This window comes from Streptomyces pseudoechinosporeus (genome assembly GCF_054783935.1).
Genome location: NZ_BAAGPS010000001.1, coordinates 348,871 through 372,407 on the forward strand (window position 1 = coordinate 348,871; position 23,537 = coordinate 372,407).

At 68.2% G+C, this 23,537-nt stretch carries 17 protein-coding genes; 7 read left to right on the plus strand and 10 right to left on the minus strand.

Annotation, left to right across the window (positions count from 1 at the left end):
• Nucleotides 1–58 precede the first annotated feature (58 nt).
• The 3 genes from ACYVO6_RS01585 to arc form a co-directional block, all read right to left on the minus strand.
• Nucleotides 59–277: a ubiquitin-like protein Pup gene (locus tag ACYVO6_RS01585; protein ID WP_251411117.1), complete on the minus strand. Its 219-nt coding sequence runs from the start codon at nucleotides 275–277 to the stop codon at nucleotides 59–61.
• A 166-nt stretch (nucleotides 278–443) separates the two neighbouring features.
• A complete protein-coding gene (dop, locus tag ACYVO6_RS01590; protein WP_461056555.1) occupies nucleotides 444–1,955 on the minus strand; it encodes a depupylase/deamidase Dop in 1,512 nt (503 codons plus the stop codon).
• A 234-nt stretch (nucleotides 1,956–2,189) separates the two neighbouring features.
• A complete protein-coding gene (gene arc, locus ACYVO6_RS01595; protein ID WP_461056556.1) occupies nucleotides 2,190–3,956 on the minus strand; it encodes a proteasome ATPase in 1,767 nt (588 codons plus the stop codon).
• A gap of 254 nt (nucleotides 3,957–4,210) precedes the next feature.
• Between arc and ACYVO6_RS01600 the strand changes: the two genes are divergently transcribed.
• On the plus strand, nucleotides 4,211–4,516 hold the full coding sequence (locus tag ACYVO6_RS01600) for a ferredoxin (RefSeq protein WP_461056557.1): 306 nt from the start codon (nucleotides 4,211–4,213) through the stop codon (nucleotides 4,514–4,516).
• A gap of 57 nt (nucleotides 4,517–4,573) precedes the next feature.
• Here ACYVO6_RS01600 and ACYVO6_RS01605 read toward each other — a convergent pair whose 3' ends face one another.
• From ACYVO6_RS01605 to ACYVO6_RS01615, 3 genes are all read right to left on the minus strand, one after another.
• Nucleotides 4,574–5,149 carry a hypothetical protein gene (locus ACYVO6_RS01605; protein ID WP_461056558.1) on the minus strand — a complete coding sequence of 192 codons (576 nt, stop codon included), beginning with the start codon at nucleotides 5,147–5,149 and terminating at the stop codon, nucleotides 4,574–4,576.
• A 191-nt stretch (nucleotides 5,150–5,340) separates the two neighbouring features.
• Nucleotides 5,341–6,243 (minus strand): tRNA (adenine-N1)-methyltransferase, encoded by a 903-nt coding sequence (locus tag ACYVO6_RS01610; RefSeq protein ID WP_352371328.1) that lies wholly within the window; start codon nucleotides 6,241–6,243, stop codon nucleotides 5,341–5,343.
• A gap of 57 nt (nucleotides 6,244–6,300) precedes the next feature.
• Nucleotides 6,301–7,857, minus strand: a complete 1,557-nt coding sequence (locus tag ACYVO6_RS01615; RefSeq protein ID WP_461056559.1) for a site-2 protease family protein — start codon at nucleotides 7,855–7,857, stop codon at nucleotides 6,301–6,303.
• Between the two features lie 184 nt (nucleotides 7,858–8,041).
• Between ACYVO6_RS01615 and ACYVO6_RS01620 the strand changes: the two genes are divergently transcribed.
• Both ACYVO6_RS01620 and ACYVO6_RS01625 read left to right on the plus strand, forming a co-directional pair.
• A complete protein-coding gene (locus ACYVO6_RS01620; RefSeq protein ID WP_461056560.1) occupies nucleotides 8,042–9,094 on the plus strand; it encodes a RecB family exonuclease in 1,053 nt (350 codons plus the stop codon).
• A 14-nt stretch (nucleotides 9,095–9,108) separates the two neighbouring features.
• Entirely contained in the window at nucleotides 9,109–9,780 is a 672-nt protein-coding gene (locus ACYVO6_RS01625; RefSeq protein WP_016639462.1) for a response regulator, read from the plus strand.
• A 79-nt stretch (nucleotides 9,781–9,859) separates the two neighbouring features.
• Here ACYVO6_RS01625 and ACYVO6_RS01630 read toward each other — a convergent pair whose 3' ends face one another.
• The 4 genes from ACYVO6_RS01630 to metH all read right to left on the minus strand — a co-directional run bounded on the left by ACYVO6_RS01630 (nucleotide 9,860) and on the right by metH (nucleotide 18,025).
• Complete coding sequence (locus ACYVO6_RS01630) at nucleotides 9,860–11,443, minus strand: ABC transporter substrate-binding protein (protein ID WP_461056561.1); 1,584 nt, start codon at nucleotides 11,441–11,443, stop codon at nucleotides 9,860–9,862.
• 95 nt (nucleotides 11,444–11,538) lie between these two features.
• Entirely contained in the window at nucleotides 11,539–13,143 is a 1,605-nt protein-coding gene (locus tag ACYVO6_RS01635; RefSeq protein ID WP_461056562.1) for an ABC transporter substrate-binding protein, read from the minus strand.
• 474 nt (nucleotides 13,144–13,617) lie between these two features.
• Complete coding sequence (locus tag ACYVO6_RS01640; RefSeq protein WP_461056563.1) at nucleotides 13,618–14,313, minus strand: HAD family hydrolase; 696 nt, start codon at nucleotides 14,311–14,313, stop codon at nucleotides 13,618–13,620.
• A 193-nt stretch (nucleotides 14,314–14,506) separates the two neighbouring features.
• Nucleotides 14,507–18,025: a methionine synthase gene (gene metH, locus ACYVO6_RS01645; protein WP_461056564.1), complete on the minus strand. Its 3,519-nt coding sequence runs from the start codon at nucleotides 18,023–18,025 to the stop codon at nucleotides 14,507–14,509.
• A gap of 281 nt (nucleotides 18,026–18,306) precedes the next feature.
• Here metH and ACYVO6_RS01650 point away from each other — a divergent pair, with 281 nt between their 5' ends.
• The 4 genes from ACYVO6_RS01650 to ACYVO6_RS01665 all read left to right on the plus strand — a co-directional run bounded on the left by ACYVO6_RS01650 (nucleotide 18,307) and on the right by ACYVO6_RS01665 (nucleotide 23,457).
• Nucleotides 18,307–19,071, plus strand: coding sequence for an IclR family transcriptional regulator (locus ACYVO6_RS01650; protein ID WP_461056718.1), 765 nt, complete (start codon nucleotides 18,307–18,309; stop codon nucleotides 19,069–19,071).
• 295 nt (nucleotides 19,072–19,366) lie between these two features.
• Entirely contained in the window at nucleotides 19,367–20,155 is a 789-nt protein-coding gene (locus tag ACYVO6_RS01655; RefSeq protein ID WP_461056565.1) for an MIP/aquaporin family protein, read from the plus strand.
• 108 nt (nucleotides 20,156–20,263) lie between these two features.
• On the plus strand, nucleotides 20,264–21,805 hold the full coding sequence (gene glpK, locus ACYVO6_RS01660) for a glycerol kinase GlpK (protein WP_461056566.1): 1,542 nt from the start codon (nucleotides 20,264–20,266) through the stop codon (nucleotides 21,803–21,805).
• Nucleotides 21,806–21,822: 17 nt separating this feature from the next.
• Nucleotides 21,823–23,457, plus strand: coding sequence for a glycerol-3-phosphate dehydrogenase/oxidase (locus ACYVO6_RS01665; RefSeq protein ID WP_461056567.1), 1,635 nt, complete (start codon nucleotides 21,823–21,825; stop codon nucleotides 23,455–23,457).
• Nucleotides 23,458–23,537: the final 80 nt, after the last annotated feature.

Here is a 23,537-nt window from a genome sequence, read left to right on the forward strand (position 1 = left end):
GTTCGGCCACTCACCCACCCCGAACCTTCATATCGAAGGCGAAAATGGATCCTGGCCTCTACTGCCCGCCCTTTTGAACGAATGACCTCACGAAATCCTCTGCGTTCTCCTCGAGGACGTCATCGATTTCGTCCAGGACGGAGTCCACGTCGTCGCTCAGCTTCTCCTGGCGTTCCTTGAGGTCTTCCGATGCCTGCGCATCCTGTGCAGTCTCCTCGACCTCCTCGGTGGAACGCGTTGCCTTCTGCTGGCCGCCGCCGGTGTCCTTGGTCGCCATAACCCTCACCCCGCTCGGTTCGACGTTCTTGATCAGACCCTACAAGCAGGGTCCGACATTGGCCCCACAGTTGCTACAACGTCCGGGGGCCACCTTCATGATTCCCGGACGGCGCCCTTTTCCACCCCGCCGGCCCCGTTCCGCTGGTGGGACCGACCGGGTTCGTTCAGCCGCCGGAGAGGACCCTGACCAGGTCTTCTGCGGTACGGCAGCGGTCCAGGAGCTCTTTCACGTGATTACGCGTTCCGCGAAGCGGCTCGAGGGTTGGTACGCGTTGGAGCGAGTCCCGGCCGGGGAGGTCGAAGATCACCGAGTCCCAGGAGGCGGCTGCGACGTCGTCCGCGTACTGCTCGAGGCAGCGTCCGCGGAAGTAGGCGCGGGTGTCCTCCGGTGGCTTGGTGCGGGCCCGTTCCACGTCTGTGTCGTTCAGGAGGCGCTTCATCTTGCCGCGGGCCGCCAGACGGTTGTAGAGGCCCTTTTCGGGGCGTACGTCGGCGTACTGGAGGTCGACGAGGTGGAGGCGTGCTGCGTCCCATTCGAGGTTGTCGCGGCGTCGGTAGCCTTCCATGAGCTCGCGTTTGGCGACCCAGTCGAGTTCGCCGGCGAGGCTCATGGGGTCGCTTTCGAGGCGGCCGAGGACGTCTTCCCAGCGGGTGAGTACGTCCTTGGTCTGTGTGTCCGCGTCGGCGCCGTACCGTTCCTCGACGTATTTGCGTGCGAGTTCGAAGTACTCCATCTGGAGTTGGACTGCGGTGAGTGTCCGGCCGCTGCGGAGGGTGACCAGGCGCTTCAGTGAGGGGTCGTGTGAGACCTGGTGGAGGGTGCGTACGGGCTGGTCGACGGCGAGGTCGACCGCGATGAAGCCGTCCTCGATCATGGACAGGACCAGGGCGGTCGTGCCCAGCTTCAGGTACGTGGAGATCTCCGACAGGTTCGCGTCACCGATGATCACGTGCAGGCGGCGGTATTTCTCCGCGTCGGCGTGCGGCTCGTCGCGGGTGTTGATGATGGGCCGCTTGAGGGTGGTTTCCAGGCCGACTTCGACTTCGAAGTAGTCGGCGCGCTGGCTGAGCTGGAAGCCGTGTTCGTGGCCGTCCTGGCCGATGCCGACGCGGCCTGCGCCGGTGACGACCTGGCGTGAGACGAAGAACGGTGTGAGGTGGCGCACGATGTCTGAGAAGGGGGTTTCCCGCTTCATCAGGTAGTTCTCGTGTGTGCCGTAGGAGGCGCCTTTGTTGTCGGTGTTGTTTTTGTAGAGGTGGATCGGCTGGGCGCCGGGGAGCTGGGCCGCGCGTTCGGCGGCTTCTGCCATGATGCGCTCGCCGGCTTTGTCCCACAGGACTGCGTCCCGTGGGTTGGTGACCTCTGGTGCGCTGTATTCGGGGTGTGCGTGGTCCACGTACAGCCGTGCTCCGTTGGTGAGGATGACATTGGCGAGGCCGATGTCCTCGTCGGTGAGCTGGCTGGCGTCGGCGGCCTCGCGGGCGAGGTCGAAGCCTCGTGCGTCCCGCAGCGGGTTCTCCTCCTCGAAGTCCCACCGGGCGCGGCGCGCCCGGTGCATCGCCGCCGCGTAGGCGTTGACGATCTGGGACGAGGTGAGCATGGCATTGGCGTTGGGGTGGCCGGGTACGGAGATTCCGTACTCGGTCTCGATGCCCATTACTCGCCGTACGGTCATGCGGCCCTCCTTGCCCGGCGGCGCCCTCGGTCGGGGGCTCCGCTCAAGTACCGCTGGTTCTCCGGTGCGTGTGCGGTGCCCGTCCCCGCACTGCGCGACTCGGCGGTATGGAAGAGCCTAGAACGCCTTTGCGCTGGTGGGGAGATCATTTGCGTCATTGCTCCGCTCCGGTGGTGCCCTGGAAAACAGTCGACTGCGGGTACCCGGTGAGGGCACCCGCAGTCGCCCTGTCTTTTACAGGTACTGACCGGTGTTCGCCACCGTGTCGATGGAGCGTCCGGTGTCTGCGCCCTGCTTTCCGGTGATGAGGGTGCGGATGTAGACGATCCGTTCGCCCTTCTTTCCGGAGATGCGGGCCCAGTCGTCCGGGTTGGTGGTGTTGGGCAGGTCTTCGTTCTCCTTGAATTCGTCGACGCAGGCCTGGAGCAGGTGGGCGACCCTGAGGCCCTTCTGGTTGTGTTCGAGGAAGTCCTTGATGGCCATTTTCTTGGCGCGGCCGACGATGTTCTCGATCATGGCGCCGGAGTTGAAGTCCTTGAAGTAGAGGACTTCCTTGTCGCCGTTGGCGTAGGTGACCTCGAGGAAGCGGTTCTCCTCGGATTCGGCGTACATCTGCTCGACCGCGGTCTGGATCATGCCCTGGACCGTGGCGCCCTTGTCGCCGCCGTGCTCGCCGATGTCCTCGGGGTGCAGGGGGAGGCGCTCGGTGAGGTACTTCTGGAAGATGTCCTTGGCCGCTTCGGCGTCCGGGCGCTCGATTTTGATCTTCACGTCGAGGCGTCCGGGGCGCAGGATGGCGGGGTCGATCATGTCCTCGCGGTTGGAGGCGCCGATCACGACCACGTTCTGCAGGCCTTCCACGCCGTCGATCTCGGCGAGCAGCTGCGGGACGATGGTGTTTTCCACGTCTGAGCTGACGCCTGATCCACGGGTGCGGAAGAGGGATTCCATCTCGTCGAAGAAGACGATGACGGGTGTGCCTTCGCTGGCCTTCTCACGGGCGCGCTGGAAGACGAGGCGGATTTGCCGCTCGGTCTCGCCGACGTACTTGTTGAGAAGCTCGGGGCCCTTGATGTTGAGGAAGAAGCTCTTGCCGGTGGCCTGTCCGGTCACCTCGGCGACTTTTTTGGCCAGTGAGTTGGCGACGGCCTTGGCGATGAGTGTCTTGCCGCATCCGGGGGGTCCGTACAGCAGGACGCCCTTGGGCGGCCGCAGTTCGTGCTCCTTGAAGAGGTCGGGGTAGAGGTACGGGAGCTCGACTGCGTCGCGGATCATTTCGATCTGGTTGCCCAGGCCGCCGATCTGTTCGTAGCCGATGTCGGGGACCTCTTCGAGGACGAGTTCTTCGACCTCGCTCTTGGGTACGACCTCGTAGACGTAGCCGGATCGGGGTTCGAGCAGGAGGGCGTCGCCGGGGCGGATGGTGACGTCCAGCAGCGGCTCGGCGAGCCGTACCACCCGTTCCTCGTCGGTGTGCCCGAGTACCAGGGCGCGCTCGCCGTCCTCGAGGATTTCCTTGAGGGTGACGATGTCCCCGACTCGCTCGTACTCCATGGCTTCGACCACGTTGAGCGCTTCGTTGAGCATCACTTCCTGGCCGCGCCTGAGCTCGTCGAGTTCGACGCTGGGGCTGACGTTCACGCGGAGCTTGCGGCCGCCGGTGAAGATGTCGGCCGTGCCGTCCTCGTTCGCCGTGAGGAAGACGCCGAAGCCGGCCGGCGGCTGTGCGAGCCGGTCGACTTCCTCCTTGAGGGCCACGATCTGGTCTCGGGCCTCACGGAGTGTGTTGGCGAGCCGCTCGTTCTGCGCGGACACGCCGGCCAGGTTGGTCTGCAGCTCGACGATCCGCTCTTCGAGAATTCTCGTGTGTCGCGGAGAGTCGGCGAGCTTACGTCGCAGGACGGCGATCTCCTGCTCAAGATAGGCAATCTGCCCGGCGGGGTCCTCGGACCCTCGTCCCGGGCGGATGCCGCGGTTCATGTCGTCGTCGTGGGCTGCCACGGTCCTCACCTCCTCCAAGGGGAGCTGGACGCTTCCAGACCCTACCTGGGTGGGTGTCGATTGAAACCCCTAGATCACAAAGACGGTCGGGGTGTGTCCGATCTTCACCCTTGCGCTCTCCCTCACGCCAGGGAAATACCCACTGAACATGGTTGGGAAGCGGGCGGAGGTAGGGTCGAAGTGTTCAACACCCGTCAGAGCTGGGCCGACTTGCGTTTTATTCCGGTTCGCTCGGCACAGGATCGGCAGGAGTCATGAGCGTTCAGCAAGAGGCCGGCGTCGGCGGCGAGGACCTGGAGGTGTGGATCGATCAGGACCTCTGCACCGGCGACGGCATCTGCGCCCAGTATGCACCCGAGGTCTTCGAGTTGGACATCGACGGACTGGCCTATGTAAAGGGGGCCGGCGAGGAGTTGTTGCAGGCTCCGGGGGCCACAACGCCCGTGCCCCTGACGCTTTTGCGTGATGTTGCCGACTCCGCGAAGGAGTGCCCGGGCGAGTGCATCCATGTGCGTCGGGTTTCGGACAAGGCTGAGGTGTACGGCCCGGACGCGGAGTAGTTCGACGGTTACGTCAAGCCACTTTGCGTTCCGGGCCGTTCTGGTTTGTCTCTTTGGTCACACGCTCTGGGCGCCGGCGGGGACGGAACGGACGAATGTGCCGTTTTTCCACTGCCACTTGGCGCGTTCGTCCACGTCCGGGCAGCAACGCGGGACGTCGGGCGAGGAGTAGCCGAGCAGGGTGGCGGTGACGGAAGCGTCACGTACGACGAAGTCTGTGACGGTGAGGCGGTCTTTCGGGTCGACCAGGGTGGCCACGATGTGGGGTTCGGTGGCGTCGGCGGCCTGGGTGAGTACGTACATGCCGCTCGGCGGAGCGCCCGCGATCGCGTCGCAGCGGACCACGGCGACCGTTTCGGGGCGGCCGTCGCCGTCGAGGTCTCCGGAGGCCTTCTTCTGCACGATGACCTTGGTGGGGCCGCACTCCACGGGGAAGTCGACGCGGGTGGGATCGGGTGGCGCGGTGGCGGCGGGGGCGCTTTGTGCGCCGCGGCCGGGCTGGGCGGCGGTGGCCTGGTCGGGCTGGAGGAAGGCGGAGGCTGCGACGACTCCGGCCAGGGCGGTGGCTGTGGCGACCCAGTGGATCGGGCGGGCGTGGGTGTGTGCCAGTTCCGGGACGGCGGATTGCTGCACGAGAGATGTGTCTCCTGTGAGGGCTGTGCCGGTGGGGGTGGCCAGCATGGTGCCATACGTCACAGTGAGGGGGAACGGCGGGGTGCGCAGTTCTGTCGCGGTGTCAACAGAAAAGCGCCGTGGCCGAGTTCCCGAGGGGTTTCGGGAACTCGACCACGGTGCTTGCGCGTTGTGTGCGGCACGGGGCCGCCTCAGCGGCCGGTGCCTCCGTCGGCGTTCGGGCCGGTGTAGTCCTCGCCGTATGCGCCCTTGGCGGGGCGGCGGCGGCGCATGGGGGGTTCGACGCCGTCGGCGAGGCGGCGGGCGGTGAGCAGGAAGCCGGTGTGCCCGATCATGCGGTGGTCGGGGCGGACGGCGAGGCCCTCGACGTGCCAGTTGCGGATCATCGACTCCCAGGCGGTCGGCTCGTTGAAGCAGCCGATCTCGCGGATGGACTCGACGGTCCGGGCGAGCTGGGTGGTGGTCGCGACGTAGCAGCACAGGATGCCGCCGGGGACGAGCGCCTTGGAGACGGCCTCCAGGCATTCCCAGGGGGCGAGCATGTCGAGGATGACGCGGTCGACGTCCGTGTCCGACAGGTTGTCCTGGAGGTCGCCGACGGTGAGCTGCCAGGCGGGGTGCGGGCCGCCGAAGTAGCGCTCCACGTTCGCCTGGGCGATCTCGGCGAAGTCGGCGCGGCGCTCGTAGCTGTGCAGCATGCCGTGGTCGCCGATGGCGCGCAGCAGGAAGCTGCTGAGCGAGCCGGAGCCGACGCCGGCCTCCACGACGCGGGCGCCGGGGAAGATGTCGGCGAAGGACAGGATCTGCCCCGCGTCCTTGGGATAGACCACGGCGGCGCCGCGGGGCATGGACAGGACGTAGTCGGGGAGCAGGGGGCGCAGCGCGAGATAGGCGACGTTCCCCGTGGTGCGGACAACGCTGCCCTCGGGGGCGCCGATCAGCTCGTCGTGCGGGAAGGACCCCTTGTGGGTGTGAAAGTTCTTCCCGGCTTCGAGCGTGAACGTGTAGTGGCGTCCCTTGGGGTCAGTGAGCTGGACCTGGTCCCCGACCTTGAAGGGCCCGCGTCGGCGGGCGGCACCGGTCGGTTCGGACATGTGACCAGCCTACCGGCCTGGGCGCAGGCCGCAGACCACGCGCGCGTGCGCCTGAGTTCAGCTGGGCCTGGCCATGGCCTTCACGAAAGCGCGCTCCACGTCGGCCGCGGACAGGACACCGTAGATCTCGCCGGACTCCTCCACCACCAGGTACTCGGTGGCAGGGGTGGCCCGCAGAACGTCGAGGAGTTCCTCGCCTGCGAGTTCGGCGGAGATCCGCATGCCGTCCGTGAGGTCCTGGGCGAGGCCGCTGACCGCGACCCAGGGGCGGCGGTGCTCCGGTACGCCGACGATGGCGGCTTCGCGGACCAGGGAGAGGGGCTCTCCGTGGGCGTCGACCACGACCAGGGCGCGGGCACCGGCGTCGTTGGCGCGGCGCAGCGCTTCAGAGAGCGGGGTGTCGGTCTCTACGGGGACGGCGCGGCGGGTGAGGGAGCGGGCGCGCAGCTCCGGGAGGTGTTCCCTGAGGCGGGCCATGCGGAGGCTGTTTCCGGCGCCGGTCCAGATGATCGCGGCGAGGATCGCGGCGAGCAGGGCGTCCATGACGGTGTCCATGCCGCCGATGTCCTCGGCTTCGGCGCCGAGTGCGCCGGACTGGGTGAGCAGGGGCAGTCCGATCAGTACGGAGATCGCGAGGGCGCGGCCGACCCAGGCGGCGGCGATGGTGCCGGTCATCGGCTTGCCGGTGATCTTCCAGACGACGGCGCGGAGCATACGGCCGCCGTCGAGGGGCAGCCCGGGGAGCAGGTTGAACGCGGCGACGATCAGGTTGGAGATCATCAGGCCGGCCAGCAGTACGCCGGGGACGGTGCCCGGCTCGACGGTCAGCAGGGCGAGGTAGAAGAGGCCGGCGAGGACGAGGGAGAGCAGGGGGCCGACGAAGGCGAGGATGAACTCGCGGCCTGGGGTCTCGGACTCCTTCTCGATCTCGGAGACGCCGCCGAAGAACTGCAGCTGGATGCGGCGCACCGGCAGTTTGAAGCGCAGGGCGGCGACCGTGTGGGCCAGTTCGTGGACGAGTACGGAGGCGTAGAAGGCGACTGCGAAGAAGAGGGACACGAGGTAGCGGGCGCCGCCGAGTTCGGGCAGTACGCGCTCGAGTTGGCCGCCGAAGACCCAGGTGATGAGTGCCGCGACGAGGAACCAGCTGGGCGCGACGTACACGGGCACTCCGAACGGGCGGCCCATGAGCAGCCCGCCGCCGGGCCCCTTGCCGCGCTGCGGCGGCGGGGTTCCGGAGCCGCCGCCTGCGGCGGGGGGCCGCGCGTCCGGGGCACCGCCGCCGGGGCCGGAACCGTCCGTGCCCTCGCCTCGGCGGGCCTTGGCCGGCTCGATCGAGCCGTCCGGGCCTTCGGCCGAGGCGTCCGTGGCCGAGGGCCCCGTGGCGTCCGCCGTCGTGCCGGAGCGGTGTGCGGGTGTGGGCTGTTTTTCCCAAGCCACCGTGTCCGTCGGGCCGTTGGGGGCGGTGGAGTCGGTGGGCTCTGGGCGGGTGTCGGCGCTCGTCGGCTCCGCGTCTGGGTGCGGGCGTGCGGTGGTGGCGTCCGGCACCGCGGGGTGCTCGGTCGCTTCGTCCGTTCCGGATCGCGGCTGCCCGCTCCCGCCGCTCTCGTCCACGATGTCCCCTCGTTCGACGCGTCTCCCGCTCACGATCATGCAGAGCGAGAGGTTCTGCCGTCGATGGTATGCGGCCGTCGCGGTGCGCTTCGCCCCGGCACCCTCACTGTTTCCCGGGCGGTCGCGCCCGTACGCAGGTCACTGTGTGTGGCGTTGTCAGTGGCGGGCCGTAAGGTCTGTCGGCATGGAAACCAGTACCGACGACGGCGTCGCGCAACCGGGCACCGGCACGGGCTCCGGCAGCAGGTCCAGGGCCGCCGTGGCTGTGCCCCCGGCCTCGTTGTCGCCCTCACGTGCCGGTGACTTCATGCAGTGTCCGCTGCTGTACCGCTTCCGGGTGATCGACAAGCTGCCCGAGAAGCCGAGCGAGGCGGCCACGCGGGGCACGCTGGTGCACTCGGTCCTGGAGCGGCTCTTCGACGCCCCGGCCACCGAGCGCACGGTGCCGCGCGCGAAGTCGCTGATCCCCGGTCAGTGGGACCGGCTGCGGACGGCGAAGCCGGAGCTGGCCGAGTTGTTCGCCGACGCCGACGAGCAGGCCGCGGGTGAGCGGCTGGCGCGCTGGCTCGCCGAGGCCGAGCAGCTTGTGGAGCGGTGGTTCACGCTGGAGGACCCGACCCGTCTCGAGCCCGCCGAGCGCGAGCTGTTCGTGGAGGCCCGGCTCGAGTCGGGTCTGAAGTTGCGCGGGATCATCGACCGGGTCGATGTCGCGCCGACGGGCGAGGTGCGGATCGTCGACTACAAGACGGGCAAGGCGCCTAGACCGGAGTACGCCGAGGGCGCGCTGTTCCAGATGAAGTTCTACGCCCTGGTGGTCTGGCGCCTGAAGAAGGTCGTCCCGCGTCGCCTCCAGCTCGTCTATCTCGGCAGCGGTGATGTGCTGACGTACGACCCGGTGGTCGCGGACCTGGAGCGGGTCGAGCGCAAGCTGCACGCGCTGTGGGACGCGATCCGGCTGGCCACCGAGACGGGCGACTGGCGACCGCGGCCCACCAAACTGTGCGGCTGGTGCGACCACCAGGCGGTATGCCCGGAATTCGGTGGCACTCCCCCGCCGTACCCGCTGCCGGTGAGGGTGGCCGAGTCGGATTCGGCCGGGGGTCCGGGGGTTGCCCCCCGGGAGATGCAGTCGCTGCCGGTCAGGGGGCCCGAGTCGGGCGGCGGGGAGCCGGCAGCGGCTGGAGAGCCCCGGAGTCGGACCGAACCACACGCGCAGGGCAGAATGGGGCCGGACTAGCGAAGGAGACTTACGTGGCCATCCGTGTCCTACTGGTCGACGACCAGCCGCTGCTGCGTACCGGCTTCCGGATGATCCTGGAGGCGGAGCAGGACATCGCGGTCGTCGGCGAGGCCGGAGACGGTCTCCAGGCACTCGACCAGGTGCGTGCCCTGCAGCCCGATGTGGTTCTGATGGACATCCGTATGCCACGGATGGACGGTGTCGAGGCGACCCGGCAGATCACCGGCCCCGGCCGGGACGGACCCGCGAAGGTCCTGGTGCTGACCACTTTCGACCTCGACGAGTACGTGGTGGAGGCGCTGCGCGCGGGCGCCAGCGGCTTCCTGCTCAAGGACGCCCCGGCCAACGAGTTGGTGCAGGCGATCCGTGTGGTCGCCGCGGGCGAGGCGATGCTCGCGCCGAGCATCACGCGCCGACTGCTGGACAAGTACGCGGGTCATCTGCCCTCGGGCGACGAGCCGGTGCCGGACACGCTGCACACGCTGACCGAGCGTGAGGTGGAGGTGCTGAAGCTGGTGGCCCGCGGCTTGTCGAACGCGGAGATCGCCGCGGACCTCTTCGTCAGCGAGACCACGGTCAAGACGCATGTGGGTCACGTCCTCACCAAGCTGGGCCTGCGTGACCGCGTACAGGCGGCGGTGTACGCGTACGAGAGCGGACTGGTGCGCCCCGGCGCGCAGTGACCGACCGCGCACCCGTATACGGCGATGGCCGCCCCCTTTCCGAAGACCGGGGGCGGCCATCGCCGTATACGCGGAAGCCTCAGTCCTTGCTGATCTCCCAGAACCGGAACACGGTCGACGCGTCGAGGCAGTACTCCAGGCCGTACACGTTGTCGCGGACGACCGCGTACTGCTTGGCCTGCCAGATCGGGAGGACCGGGACCTCCTCGGCGACGATGTCCTGGAGCTGCCCGTACTGCTGCTCGGTCGAGGCGCGGTCGCTCAGGGCGGCGGTCTCGGGGATGAGCCGGCCGGTGACCGTGGAGTTCGTATAGCCGTTGCCGAGGACGTTGCCCTCGCCGAAGAACGGGGCCGTGAAGTTGTCCGGGTCGGGGTAGTCCGGCACCCAGCCCTTCACGTACACGCCGTACTTGCCGGCCTCGATGTCCTTCTCGTACTGGTCGTAGGCGACCGACTTCACGCTCGCGTCGAACAGGCCGCTGGCGTTGAGCTGCTTGGCGATCGCCTCGAACTCCTGGTCCGTGGACGGACCGTAGCGGGTCGGGGTCGACCAGAGGGTCAGCTTCACCTTGTCGGTGATGCCGTCGGCGCGCAGCACGTCCTCGGCCTTGGTGCGCGAGGGGCGGGCGCCGTAGGTGTCGAAGAAGGCCGTGTTGTGGCCGGTGACGCCGGCCGGGATGATCGAGTACAGCGGTGTCGCCGTGGAGTCGTAGACCTCCTCGACGAGGGCCTCGCGGTCCAGGAGGTGGGCGATCGCCTTGCGGACGCTCAGCTTGCCCGCCACCGGGTCCTGGGTGTTGAAGACCAGGTGCTGCACCTCGGCGCTGGAGCCCTCGATGACGTCGATGCCCTGGCTGGTGGACGTGTCGTTCTCGATGTCCGCGACGTCCTGGGCGGCGAGACCGCGGTAGGCGACGTCGACCTTGGTGTCGGTGAGGGCCTTGCGCAGGCGTGAGCGGTCGCCGTGGAAGAACTTGAGGGTCACGCCGGAGTTCCGCACGTCGGCATTGCCCTTGTAGTTCTCGTTGGCCGAGAACACGGCCTCGTCCTCGCTGAAGGAGTCGAGTTGGTACGGGCCCGAGCCGATGGCCTTGCCGTCCTCGCGCAGCCCGTCCGCGTCGTACTCCCGGTGGTTCACGATCGAGCCGGCACCGGAGGCGATCTTGCTGGGGAAGGTGGCGTCGGGGACCTTCAGCTGGAAGACGACCGTCTTCTCGTCCGGGGTCTCGACCTTGTCGAGCATAGGGAACATGATCGCGGGGCCGTCGGCGTCGTCGATCTTCATCATGCGGTCGAAGGAGAACTTGACGTCCTGAGAGGTGAGTTCGTCACCGTTGCTGAACTTCAGACCGTCGCGCAGGGTGCACTGGTAGACCCTGGTGTCCGCGTCGGTGAAGGAGCACGACTTCGCGGCCTCCGGCTCCGGTTCCGTGCCGCCCTTGGGGAAGCTCAGCAGGGACTGGAAGACGTTGTTGAACAACAGCCAGGAGCCCGGGTCGTAGCCCGAGGCGGGATCGGTGGCCAGGACGTCGTCGGTCATCCCGATGACGACGGACGAGCCGGTGCCACCGGATTCGCCCCCCTGGGAGCCGCAGCCGGTCAGCAGAGTGCCGGCCAGCGCCGTCGCGGTGGACAGAACCGACCATTTGGTGCGCATGTTCACGTACGTGTGCCTTGTCGTTGGTCTGAGAAATCCGGCGGTGAGTTCCGGTCAGCCGCTTTCGCCGTGCGGGGGTCGGCTGCTGACGGTGTGTTGGGTCAGCTGCTGACGCCGCGGCCCAGTTCCCATAGCTGGAGCGTGGCGGTGGAGTTGAGGGTCCGTTCGGCGCCGGTGATGTCGTCCCGTGCGGCGATGTACTGCTTGCCCTGCCACAGCGGCAGCATGGGGACGTCCTCGGCGACGATGTTCTGGATCTCCTCGATGCTCCGCGCCGCGGTGAGCCGGTCGGCCTGCCGGCGGGACTCCGGGATCAGGGTGCCCCGGATCTCGGGGTTCGCGTAGGGCGAGTTGATGGTGTTGTTCTTGTCGAGGAACGGCGCGAGGTAGTTGTCGGCGTCGGGGAAGTCCGGGAACCAGCCCATGCCGTAGACCGCGTACTTGCCCCTCTGCTCGTTCGGGCGGAACGTCGCCCACTTCTCGCCCTTGACGTCGACCTCGAACAGGCCGCTGCCGTTCAGCTGCTTCCTCAGCAGCTCGAACTCCTCTTTGGTGGCGGGCCCGTAGTGGTCGTCCGTGTAGTGCAGGGTCAGCTTCACCGGCGTGGTGACGTTCGCCTCGGACAGCAGGGCCTTGGCCTTGACGGTGTCGGGCTCGCCGTACTTGTTGAAGAACGAGTTGGCGTGACCTGTGATGGTGGTCGGCACCATGGAGTACAGCGGGTCGGCGCCGGTGCCGTACACATCGGAGACGAGTTCACCGCGGTTGATGACCTGCGCCATCGCCTGACGGACGGCCTTGGACTTCACCGACGGGTCGTTGGTGTTGAAGCCCAGGTAGCGGATCTCCAGGCCGGGCTGCTCGATCAGGTCGATGTCCGTGGACTTGGCGTTCTGGAGCTTCCTGATCTGCGCGGGCGACATGGTGCGGGTCATCACGTTGACGGTGCCCTTGTTCAGCGCGGCACCCATGGCGTCGGCGCTGTCGAAGGAGCGGAGTTCGACCTTGTCGTTCTTCACCTTCAACTGCCCCTGGTAGTTGGGGTTCCTGGTGAAGACGGCGTTGACGAGTTCGTCGTTCTTGACCTCGGCATCGAGGGTGTACGGGCCGGAGCCGTCCACCGAGAAGCCGTCGCGCAGCTTGTTCTTGTCGTAGTCGTCGGGGTTGACGATGCCCGCGACCGGCGTCGACAGCTTGAACGGGAACGTGGCGTCGGCGTTCTTGAGATGGAAGATCACCTCGCGGTCGCCCTTGGTCTCGACGGTGTCGATGCCCGAGAGCAGTGCGAAAACACCGCTGTCGGCCTGGATCCGCAGCGCACGTTCGATCGAGAACTTCACATCGTCCGCGGTCACGGGGTCGCCGTTCGCGAACTTGAGGCCCGAGCGCAGGGTGCACGCGTACCGCTCGTTGCCGGTGTCGGTGAAGCCGCAGCGCTGGGCGGCCTCCGGCTGGGGGTCGCCGCCGCCGTCGGGCAGGGTCATCAGCGTCTGGACGGTCTGCCTCAGGACGTTCCAGGTGCCGACGTCGTACGCGTACGCCGGGTCCAGTGGCGCGGGTGCCTCCTTCGAGGCGGCGAACCGGTCGGTGGTGCCCACGACTATGGCGTCATCGCTGCTGCCCCCGCCGGCGGATCCGCCGCAGGCGGCGAGGACCGGGGCGAGCAGGCCGATCACGGCCGGCAGCACCAAGGTCTTACGGTTCATGCTCGAAGTTCTCCAGAGCTTTCGATCCGTGAACCCGGCATGCCGGGGTGTCGCAAGCGGGTCACGGGTGTTACGGCGAGGTTCTCGCCAATGAGATTAGTCCGCACCAGCAGGACGTCTCGCCAATACCGGAGTTGACTTCCCATCACGCTGCGAAACCGGGCGTGGACGCACTGAAAACCCGACAGTGGAACGAGTCGCGCACGGTTCCACCAAACGGGACACAAGGGCACGTCCCGTACCGCCAGTAAGGGACTTACGGCATATCGCGGCCCTTATGTCGACCCTATTGATGGGTGGTGAACATCACAGGGCCAACTGGGTTGAACCGCCCTGCAATTCAGTCATCCGGTGAAGATTGAATTACTCGGGTGGCCTGCACACGTAGTGCTTTCCAGTTTTCTCTCGTATTCAACTTTTCACGCGAGGTGAGCGCCCGGCACATTCCCGTCCGCAAGCAGTCCTGGCAGTCCCTCAGACCGTCAGCAGCCCGCGCAGGAAGGACAGGTCGACCTCTTCCAGCGAGGGCACGACGGTGCGCCGAACGGCCGGGGTGATCGGCGCGACGGAGGGTACGGCCACCACATGGCAGCCCGCGGCCTCGGCGGACGCGATACCCGTCGCGGTGTCCTCGATGACCACGCATCTGGCCGGGTCCGCGCCGAGGCCCCTGGCCGCGAGCAGATACGGGTCGGGGTGCGGCTTGGTGCGCTCGATCTCGTCCCCCGCGACGGTCAGCCCGAAGTTTGCCGGGCCGAGCGAGGTCAGTACGCGGTCGATGATGCGGCGGTGCGAGGCGGAGACCAGCGCCGTGGGGATCTCGTGCGCGGACAGCTCGGCGAGCAGCCTCGCGGCGCCCGGCATCAGCGGCAGGGCGCGGCTGATCCGGTCCTCGAATCCGTCGTTCAGCAGCACCGTGAGCTCGGCGAGGGTGATGTCGGCTCCGGTGGCCTCGATGAGGAAACCCGCGCTGCGGGTCATGGGGCCGCCGACCACGACATGCCGCCAGGAGTCGTCGAGCCGGTGGCCGAGGCGCGCGAACACCTCGACCTCGGCGTCCCACCAGAAGCCCTCGGTGTCCACCAGGGTTCCGTCCATGTCGAGGAGCACCGCCTGCAGGGCGGAGCCTTCGGCCGTACGAGTACCGAATGCGGGGACCGTACTGGTCATCCGGGCACACCTCCGAGAGGGACGAGAAGGCCGGCTCCTGGTGAGGAACCGGCCTGCGCTGGACCGACCAGTGTACGACTCTCGCCGCGGAAGTGCCGCGTTTGACCGACGTGTGCGAGGGCACACTCCAGACCCGCCGTGGGGCCATCTCAGTGTGCCCTCGGGGCCCTGTCGGGTGCCCTCGCGGTCCGCCTCAGCGGGCGTTGAAGTACTTCGCCTCGGGGTGGTGGATGACGATCGCGTCCGTGGACTGCTCGGGGTGGAGCTGGAACTCCTCGGACAGCTGGACGCCGATCCGCTCCGGCTCCAGCAGTTCGGCGATCTTGGCGCGGTCCTCCAGGTCCGGGCAGGCGCCGTAGCCCAGCGAGAAGCGGGCGCCGCGGTACTTCAGCGCGAACATGTCCTCGATCTCGGCCGGGTCCTCCCCGGCGAAGCCGAGTTCGGAACGCACGCGCGCGTGCCAGTACTCCGCCAGGGCCTCGGCCAACTGCACGGACAGGCCGTGCAGTTCGAGGTAGTCGCGGTAGGCGTCGGAGGCGAACAGCTTCGCCGTCTCCTCGCCGATCCGGGAGCCGACGGTGACGACCTGGAGGCCGACCACGTCCGTCTCGCCAGACTCCTCGGGGCGGAAGAAGTCGGCCAGGCACAGCCGGCGGCCACGGCGCTGGCGCGGGAAGGTGAAGCGGGTGCGCTCGTTGCCCGCCTCGTCCAGCAGGATCAGGTCGTCGTCCTTGGACACACACGGGAAGTAGCCGTAGACGACGGCCGCTTCCAGCAGGTTCCCGGTCTGCAGCTGGTCCAGCAGTCCCCGCAGCCGCGGCCGGCCCTCGGTCTCCACCAGCTCCTCGTACGTCGGCCCGTCGCCCGTACGCGCCTGCTTGAGGCCCCACTGGCCCTTGAACAGCGCGCCCTCGTCCAGCCAGGAGGCGTACTCCTTGAGCTGGATGCCCTTGATGACACGGGTTCCCCAGAACGGCGGCTGGGGGATGGGGTTGTCGATGGCCACGTCGGAGCGGACCGCGCCCTCCTCGGGGCGTTCCTCGACGACGGTCTGGGCGGTGGCCCTGACCCGGCGCTGCTTCAGCTCGGGCAGGGACGCTCCCGGCACACCCCGCTTGACGCCGATCAGCGCGTCCATCAGCCGCAGGCCCTCGAACGCGTCGCGGGCGTAGCGGACTTCGCCCTCGTAGATCTCGTGCAGGTCCTGTTCGACGTACGCCCGGGTCAGGGCCGCTCCGCCGAGGATGACCGGGTAGTCGGCGGCCATCTTGCGCTGGTTGAGCTCCTGCAGGTTCTCCTTCATGATCACCGTGGACTTGACCAGGAGGCCGGACATGCCGATGACATCGGCCTTGTGCTCCTCGGCGGCCTCCAGGATCGCGGAGACGGGCTGCTTGATGCCCAGGTTGACCACGTTGTAGCCGTTGTTGGACAGGATGATGTCGACCAGGTTCTTGCCGATGTCGTGCACGTCGCCGCGCACGGTGGCGAGCACGATGGTGCCCTTGCCGGCCTCGTCGCCCTCGACCTTCTCCATGTGCGGTTCGAGGTAGGCGACCGCGGTCTTCATCACCTCGGCGGACTGGAGCACGAACGGCAGCTGCATCTGGCCGGAGCCGAACAGCTCGCCGACCACCTTCATGCCGTCCAGCAGCGTCTCGTTGACGATGTCCAGGGCAGGGCGCTCCTGGAGAGCGTCGTCCAGGTCCTGTTCGAGGCCGTTCTTCTCGCCGTCGATGATGCGGCGCTTGAGGCGCTCGTCCAGCGGCAGGGCGGCCAGTTCCTCGGCGCGGCCCGCCTTCAGGGACTTGGTGGTGGCGCCCTCGAACAGGGCCATGAGCTTCTGGAGCGGGTCGTATCCCTCGGCGCGGCGGTCGTAGATCAGGTCGAGGGCCGTCTGGACCTCTTCCTCGGTGAAGCGGGCGATCGGGAGGATCTTCGACGCGTGGACGATCGCCGAGTCCAGGCCCGCCTTGACGCACTCGTCCAGGAAGACCGAGTTGAGCAGGACGCGGGCGGCCGGGTTGAGGCCGAAGGAGATGTTCGACAGGCCCAGCGTGGTCTGCACATCCGGGTGGCGGCGCTTGAGCTCGCGGATCGCCTCGATCGTGGCGATGCCGTCCTTACGGGACTCTTCCTGGCCGGTGCAGATGGTGAAGGTCAGGGTGTCGATGAGGATGTCCGACTCGTGGATGCCCCAGTTGCCGGTCAGGTCGGCGATCAGCCGCTCGGCGATCGCGACCTTGTGCTCCGGGGTACGGGCCTGGCCCTCCTCGTCGATGGTCAGGGCGATCAGCGCGGCGCCGTGCTCCTGGGCGAGCTTGGTGACCTTCGCGAACCGGGACTCGGGGCCGTCGCCGTCCTCGTAGTTGACCGAGTTGATGACCGCGCGGCCGCCGAGCTTCTCCAACCCGGCCCGGATCACGTCGACTTCGGTGGAGTCCAGGACGATCGGCAGCGTGGAGGCGGTGGCGAAGCGGCCGGCCAGCTCCTCCATGTCGGCGACGCCGTCACGGCCCACGTAGTCCACGCACAGGTCGAGCATGTGGGCGCCCTCGCGGATCTGCTCGCGGGCCATCTCCACGCAGTCGTCCCAGCGGCCCTCCAGCATGGCCTCGCGGAACTTCTTCGAGCCGTTGGCGTTGGTGCGCTCACCGATCGCCATGTACGCGGTGTCCTGACGGAACGGCACGGTCTGGTAGAGGGAGGCGGCGCCCGGCTCGGGCTGCGGGTGGCGCTCGGCCGGGGCCAGATCGCGTACACGCTCGACGACTTGGCGCAGGTGCTCGGGCGTCGAGCCGCAGCAGCCGCCGATCAGGGAGAGGCCGTAATCGCGTACGAAGTTCTCCTGGGCGTCGGCCATCTCGGGCGGTGTCAGCGGGAAGTACGCGCCGTCCTTCGTGAGGATGGGCAGCCCGGCGTTCGGCATGCACATCAGCGGCGTACGCGAGTGGCGGGCCAGATAGCGCAGGTGCTCACTCATCTCGGCCGGGCCGGTCGAGCAGTTCAGGCCGATCAGGTCGATACCGAGCGGCTCCAGCGCGGTCAGCGCCGCACCGATCTCCGAACCGAGCAGCATGACGCCCGTGGTCTCGAAGGCGAGCGAGCAGATCAGCGGCACGTTCACGCCCACGGCATCCATCGCGCGGCGCGCACCGATCAGACTTGACTTGGTCTGCAGCAGATCCTGCGTGGTCTCCACGATCAGGGCGTCCGCGCCACCGGCGAGCAGGCCCTCGGCGTTCTGCTGGTAGCCGTCACGCAGTGCGTCGTACGCGATGTGGCCGAGCGACGGCAGCTTGGTGCCCGGGCCGATCGAGCCGAGGACCCAGCGCTGGCGACCGTCCTTGGCGCCGAACTCGTCGGCGACCTCGCGGGCGATCCGGGCGCCCGCCTCGGACAGCTCGAAGATCCGGTCGGCGATCTCGTACTCGCCGGCAGCTGAGTGGTTCGAGCCGAAGGTGTTCGTCTCGACGCAGTCGACGCCTACGGAGAAGTACTCCTCGTGGACGGAACGCACGATGTCGGGACGCGTGACGTTCAGGATCTCGTTGCAGCCCTCGAGGTTCTCGAAATCCTCGAGCGTCGGGTCCTGGGCCTGCAGCATCGTGCCCATGGCGCCGTCGGCCACCACCACACGGGTGGCGAGCGCCTCGCGAAGGGCGGTGATGCGGGTCCGGCTGTCGGCGGAAGGGGTTGGCGACGAGGCCATGAAAGGGCTCCCTGTGGTGCGACGGCTGTCGGCTATGCGGCTTCCGGCGGAGGACGCACCAAGCCAGGGTAGCCGGGAGCGCTTCGGACGGTCAGGGGAGTCCGCAGGACGGACGGGCGTGACGGACGGGGCGCCGGTGAGGATCCGGCCGGAACCTGTGACGACATCTGACGGCCACCCATTAGCGGGAGGTCGGCAACGACCGATAGTGTTCAGCATTGTCGAACGGCGGCACAGGAGTCCGCATGTCGACGGTCGAAGGGGACGGAGGCAGGACTGCGATGGCACGGAACATCCAGTCGCTCGAACGGGCGGCCGCGATGCTGCGGCTCCTCGCGGGCGGTGAGCGGCGGCTCGGCCTGTCGGACATCGCCTCTTCGCTCGGTCTCGCCAAGGGCACGGCCCACGGGATACTGCGCACGCTTCAGCAGGAGGGCTTCGTCGAGCAGGACGCGGCCTCCGGGCGCTATCAGCTGGGCGCGGAGCTGCTGCGCCTCGGCACCACGTATCTGGACGTCCACGAGCTGCGCGCGCGTGCCCTCGTCTGGACCGACGATCTGGCCCGCTCCAGCGGCGAGAGCGTCTACCTCGGGGTCCTGCACCAGCACGGAGTGCTGATCGTGCACCACGTCTTCAGGCCCGACGACAGCCGTCAGGTCCTGGAGGTCGGTGCCATGCAGCCGCTGCACTCCACGGCGCTGGGCAAGGTGCTGTCGGCGTACGACCCGGTGGCGCACAGCGAGGTCGTGGAGGCCGAGCGCAAGGCGTTCACCGCGCGCACGATCAGCGAACTGGACGCGTTCGAGGGGGTCCTGGACATCACCCGCGCGCGTGGATACGGGGCCGACGTGGAGGAGACCTGGGAGGGCGTCGCGTCCGTCGCCGCGCCCATCCACGACCGGCGGCGGATGCCGGTCGGCGCGGTGGGTGTCACCGGGGCCGTGGAGCGGATCTGTGCGAACGGGGAGCTGCGCCCCGAGCTGATCGCGGCGGTACGCGACTGCGCCCGCGCCGTGTCGCGGGACCTGGGCGCCGCCCGGTTCTGAGCGTTCGCAGGAGACCAGCAGGAGTCAGGGCCGGGGCATCGTCGATGCCCCGGCCCTCTTTCGATCAGTAACGATCACGAGGTCGGCAAGAGATTCGGCAACAGAGCTCTTGACGTGCCGCTGAGCCTGGGACAAGACTCGCGTCCAACGGTCGGCATTGTCGAACAGCTACCGGCAATACGCGCTAGAGTGTGGCAACGCCAAGGGCCGGCATCGCTCTCATCCTTGAGAGCACGGACCACCGGAGAGACCCGGGGTTCGGCATTCCCCTGGACGAAGGACAAAGGAGTCGCGGGTGTCCAGCTCCGACATCTTCATCGGCGAGACCATCGGTACCGCCATACTCATCCTCCTCGGCGGCGGAGTCTGTGCCGCCGTCACGCTGAAGGCCTCCAAGGCGCGTAACGCCGGATGGCTCGCCATCGCCTTCGGGTGGGGCTTCGCGGTACTCACCGCCGTCTACACCTCGGCACCCCTCTCCGGTGCCCACCTGAACCCCGCCGTCACGCTCGGCATCGCCATCAAGGACGGTGAGTGGGGCGACGTCCCCACCTACTGGGCGGGACAGCTCCTCGGCGCCATGATCGGCGCGGCGCTGGTCTGGGTCGCGTACTACGGACAGTTCCACGCCCACCTCACCGACCGGGAGATCGTCGGCGGTCCGGGAGCTCAGGACCTCAAGTCCGTCGAGGCGCAGGAGGCCCAGGCCGGCCCGGTGCTCGGCATCTTCTCCACCGGCCCCGAGGTCCGGATCGCCGCGCAGAACCTCGCCACGGAGATCATCGCCACGATCGTGCTGGTGCTCGCGGTCCTCACCCAGGGCCTGAACGACAGCGGCAAGGGTCTCGGCACCCTCGGCGCGCTGATCACCGCGCTCGTGGTCGTCAGCATCGGCCTCTCGCTGGGCGGTCCGACCGGGTACGCGATCAACCCGGCCCGTGACCTCGGCCCGCGTATCGTCCACGCCCTGCTGCCCCTGCCCAACAAGGGCGGTTCCGACTGGGGCTACGCCTGGATCCCGGTCGTCGGTCCGCTGATCGGCGGAGCGATCGCCGCAGGTATCTACAACGTCGCTTTTGCCTAGAGCCGTGCGGCCCCTCAGCGCCGTACGTTCACTTGTAGCCGCGAGCAACACGCCGTGAGCCAGCCTCTCAGACCGCCCCTTTGACCACGGATTTTCAGGGAGCACACCGTGACCGACGCCCACACCGCAGGCCCCTTCATCGCCGCCATCGACCAGGGCACCACCTCCAGCCGCTGCATCGTCTTCGACCGCGACGGCCGGATCGTCTCCGTCGACCAGAAGGAGCACGAGCAGATCTTCCCCAAGCCGGGCTGGGTCGAGCACAACGCCGCCGAGATCTGGACCAACGTCCAGGAGGTCGTGGCCAGTGCCATCGAGAAGGCCGGCATCACCCGCGACGACATCAAGGCCATCGGCATCACCAACCAGCGCGAGACCACGCTGCTCTGGGACAAGAACACCGGTGAGCCCGTCCACAACGCCATCGTCTGGCAGGACACCCGCACCGACGCCCTCTGCAGGGAACTCGGCCGCAACGTCGGCCAGGACCGCTTCCGCCGCGAGACGGGCCTGCCGCTCGCCTCGTACTTCGCCGGGCCGAAGGCACGCTGGCTGCTCGACAACGTCGAGGGCCTGCGCGAGCGCGCCGAGGCCGGCGACATCCTCTTCGGCACCATGGACTCCTGGGTCATCTGGAACCTGACCGGCGGTGTCGACGGCGGCCACCACGTCACCGACGTCACCAACGCCTCCCGCACCCTCCTCATGAACCTGCACACGATGCAGTGGGACGAGAAGATCGCCGAGTCCATCGGTGTCCCGCTGGCGATGCTGCCCGAGATCCGCTCCTCCGCCGAGGTGTACGGCGAGATCACCGGCGGCAAGCTGGGCGACCTGCTCGGCGGCATCCCGGTCGCCTCCGCGCTCGGCGACCAGCAGGCGGCCCTGTTCGGCCAGACCTGCTTCGCCGAGGGCGAGGCCAAGTCGACGTACGGCACCGGCACCTTCATGCTGATGAACACCGGCGACAAGATCATCAACTCGTACTCGGGCCTGCTGACCACGGTCGGCTACCGGATCGGCGACCAGGCGCCGGTCTACGCCCTGGAGGGCTCCATCGCCGTCACCGGCGCGCTGGTGCAGTGGATGCGCGACCAGATGGGCCTGATCAGCACCGCCGCCGAGATCGAGACCCTGGCCTCGTCGGTGGAGGACAACGGCGGCGCCTACTTCGTCCCGGCGTTCTCCGGCCTGTTCGCCCCGTACTGGCGCCCGGACGCCCGCGGTGTGATCGCCGGCCTGACCCGCTACGTCACCAAGGCGCACATCGCGCGCGCCGTTCTGGAAGCCACTGCCTGGCAGACCCGTGAGATCAGCGACGCCATGACCAAGGACTCCGGCGTCGAACTCGCGGCCCTCAAGGTCGACGGCGGCATGACCTCCAACAACCTGCTGATGCAGACCCTCTCGGACTTCCTGGACGCCCCCGTGGTGCGCCCGATGGTCGCCGAGACCACCTGCCTCGGCGCCGCCTACGCCGCCGGTCTCGCCGTCGGCTTCTGGAACAGCACCGACGACCTGCGCGCCAACTGGCGCCGGGCCGCCGAGTGGACCCCCAACATGGCCGCGGAGACCCGCGACCGCGAGTACAAGAGCTGGCTCAAGGCCGTGGAGCGGACCATGGGCTGGCTCGAAGACGAAGAAAACTGACAGGAGTAAGAATCCGCATGACCAGTCAGTCCACCCTGCAGTCCGTACCTGCCCTCGGTACGCGCCCGGCCTCCGGCTTTGCTGTGTTGCATTCAAAAGCAGTGAGCCGCGCCGAGACCCGGGAGCGGCTCTCCAAGGCGACGTACGACCTTCTCGTCATCGGCGGCGGCATCCTGGGCATCTCCACCGCCTGGCATGCCGCGCAGTCCGGGCTGCGGGTGGCGCTGGTCGACGCCGGCGACTTCGCCGGTGCCACCTCCTCCGCCTCCTCCAAGCTGCTCCACGGCGGTCTGCGCTATCTGCAGACCGGCGCGGTGAAGCTGGTCGCGGAGAACCACTTCGAGCGCCGTGCGGTCTCCCGCCAGGTGGCCCCCCACCTGGCGAATCCGCTCACGTTCTACCTCCCCGTGTACAAGGGCGGGCCGCACGGCGCGGCGAAGCTCGGGGCCGGTGTGTTCGCGTACTCGGCGCTGTCGGCCTTCGGTGACGGCGTGGGTCATCTGCTGAGCCCGTCGAAGGCCGCGCAAGACGTGCCCGAGCTGCGTACGGACAACCTCAAGGCCGTGGCCGTGTACGGCGACGACCAGATGAACGACTCCCGGATGGCGCTGATGACGGTCCGCGCGGCCGTCGAGTCGGGCGCCGTCGTACTGAACCACGCCGAGGTCACCGGCCTGCGCTTCACCAAGGGCCGGGTGACCGGCGCCGAGCTGCGCGACCGCCTCGACGGCGGCGAGTTCGGGGTGTCGGCACGCCTTGTGCTCAACGCGACCGGGCCGTGGGTCGACCACCTGCGCCGGATGGAGAACGCGAACGCGGCGCCTTCCATACGTCTGTCGAAGGGCGCACACCTCGTCCTCAAGCGGACATCGCCATGGAAGGCGGCGCTGGCCACCCCGATCGACAAGTACCGCATCACCTTCGCCCTCCCCTGGGAGGACATGCTGCTGCTCGGCACGACCGACGAGGCGTATGAGGGCGACCCCGCGGACGTCGCGGTCAACGAGAAGGACATCGCGCAGATCCTGGACGAGGCCGCGTTCTCGATACGTGACCAGCAATTGTCCCGTGACCTGATCACGTACTCCTTCGCGGGTCTGCGCGTCCTGCCCGGCGGGCCCGGCGACACCTCGAAGGCCAAGCGGGAGACGGTCGTCACCGAGGGCCGGGGCGGCATGCTGTCCGTCGCGGGCGGCAAGTGGACGACGTTCCGGCACATCGGCCGTACGGTCATGAGGCAACTGGAGTCGCTGCCGGGCCGTCCGCTCGGCGAGGACTTCGAGCCGGTCTCCGAGCTGCCGAAGAAACTGCCGCTGCCCGGGGTCGCCAACCCGCGCGCGGTCGCGCACCGCCTGCTCGTCGACCACCCGGCACCGGGACCGCGCATGGCGCCGGACACCGCCAGGCACCTGGCCACCCACTACGGCTCGCTGGCCTTCGACATCGCCCGCCTCGCGAACGACGACCCGGAGCTCGCCGAGCGGGTCCACCCGGACGCCCCGGAGATCTGGGCGCAGGTCGTCTACGCCCGGGACAACGAGTGGGCCGAGACGGCGGACGACGTGCTGCGCCGCCGTACGACGCTGACGATCCGCGGGCTCGCGACGGACGAGGTCCGCGGCAAGGTGCAGGATCTTCTCGACAAGAAGTAGCGACAAGGAGCAGGGGCCGCGCGGTCCGGCCCGTGGGGCGGCTTCCACCCGGTGGAGCCGCCCCTCCCCCATGTTGTGTT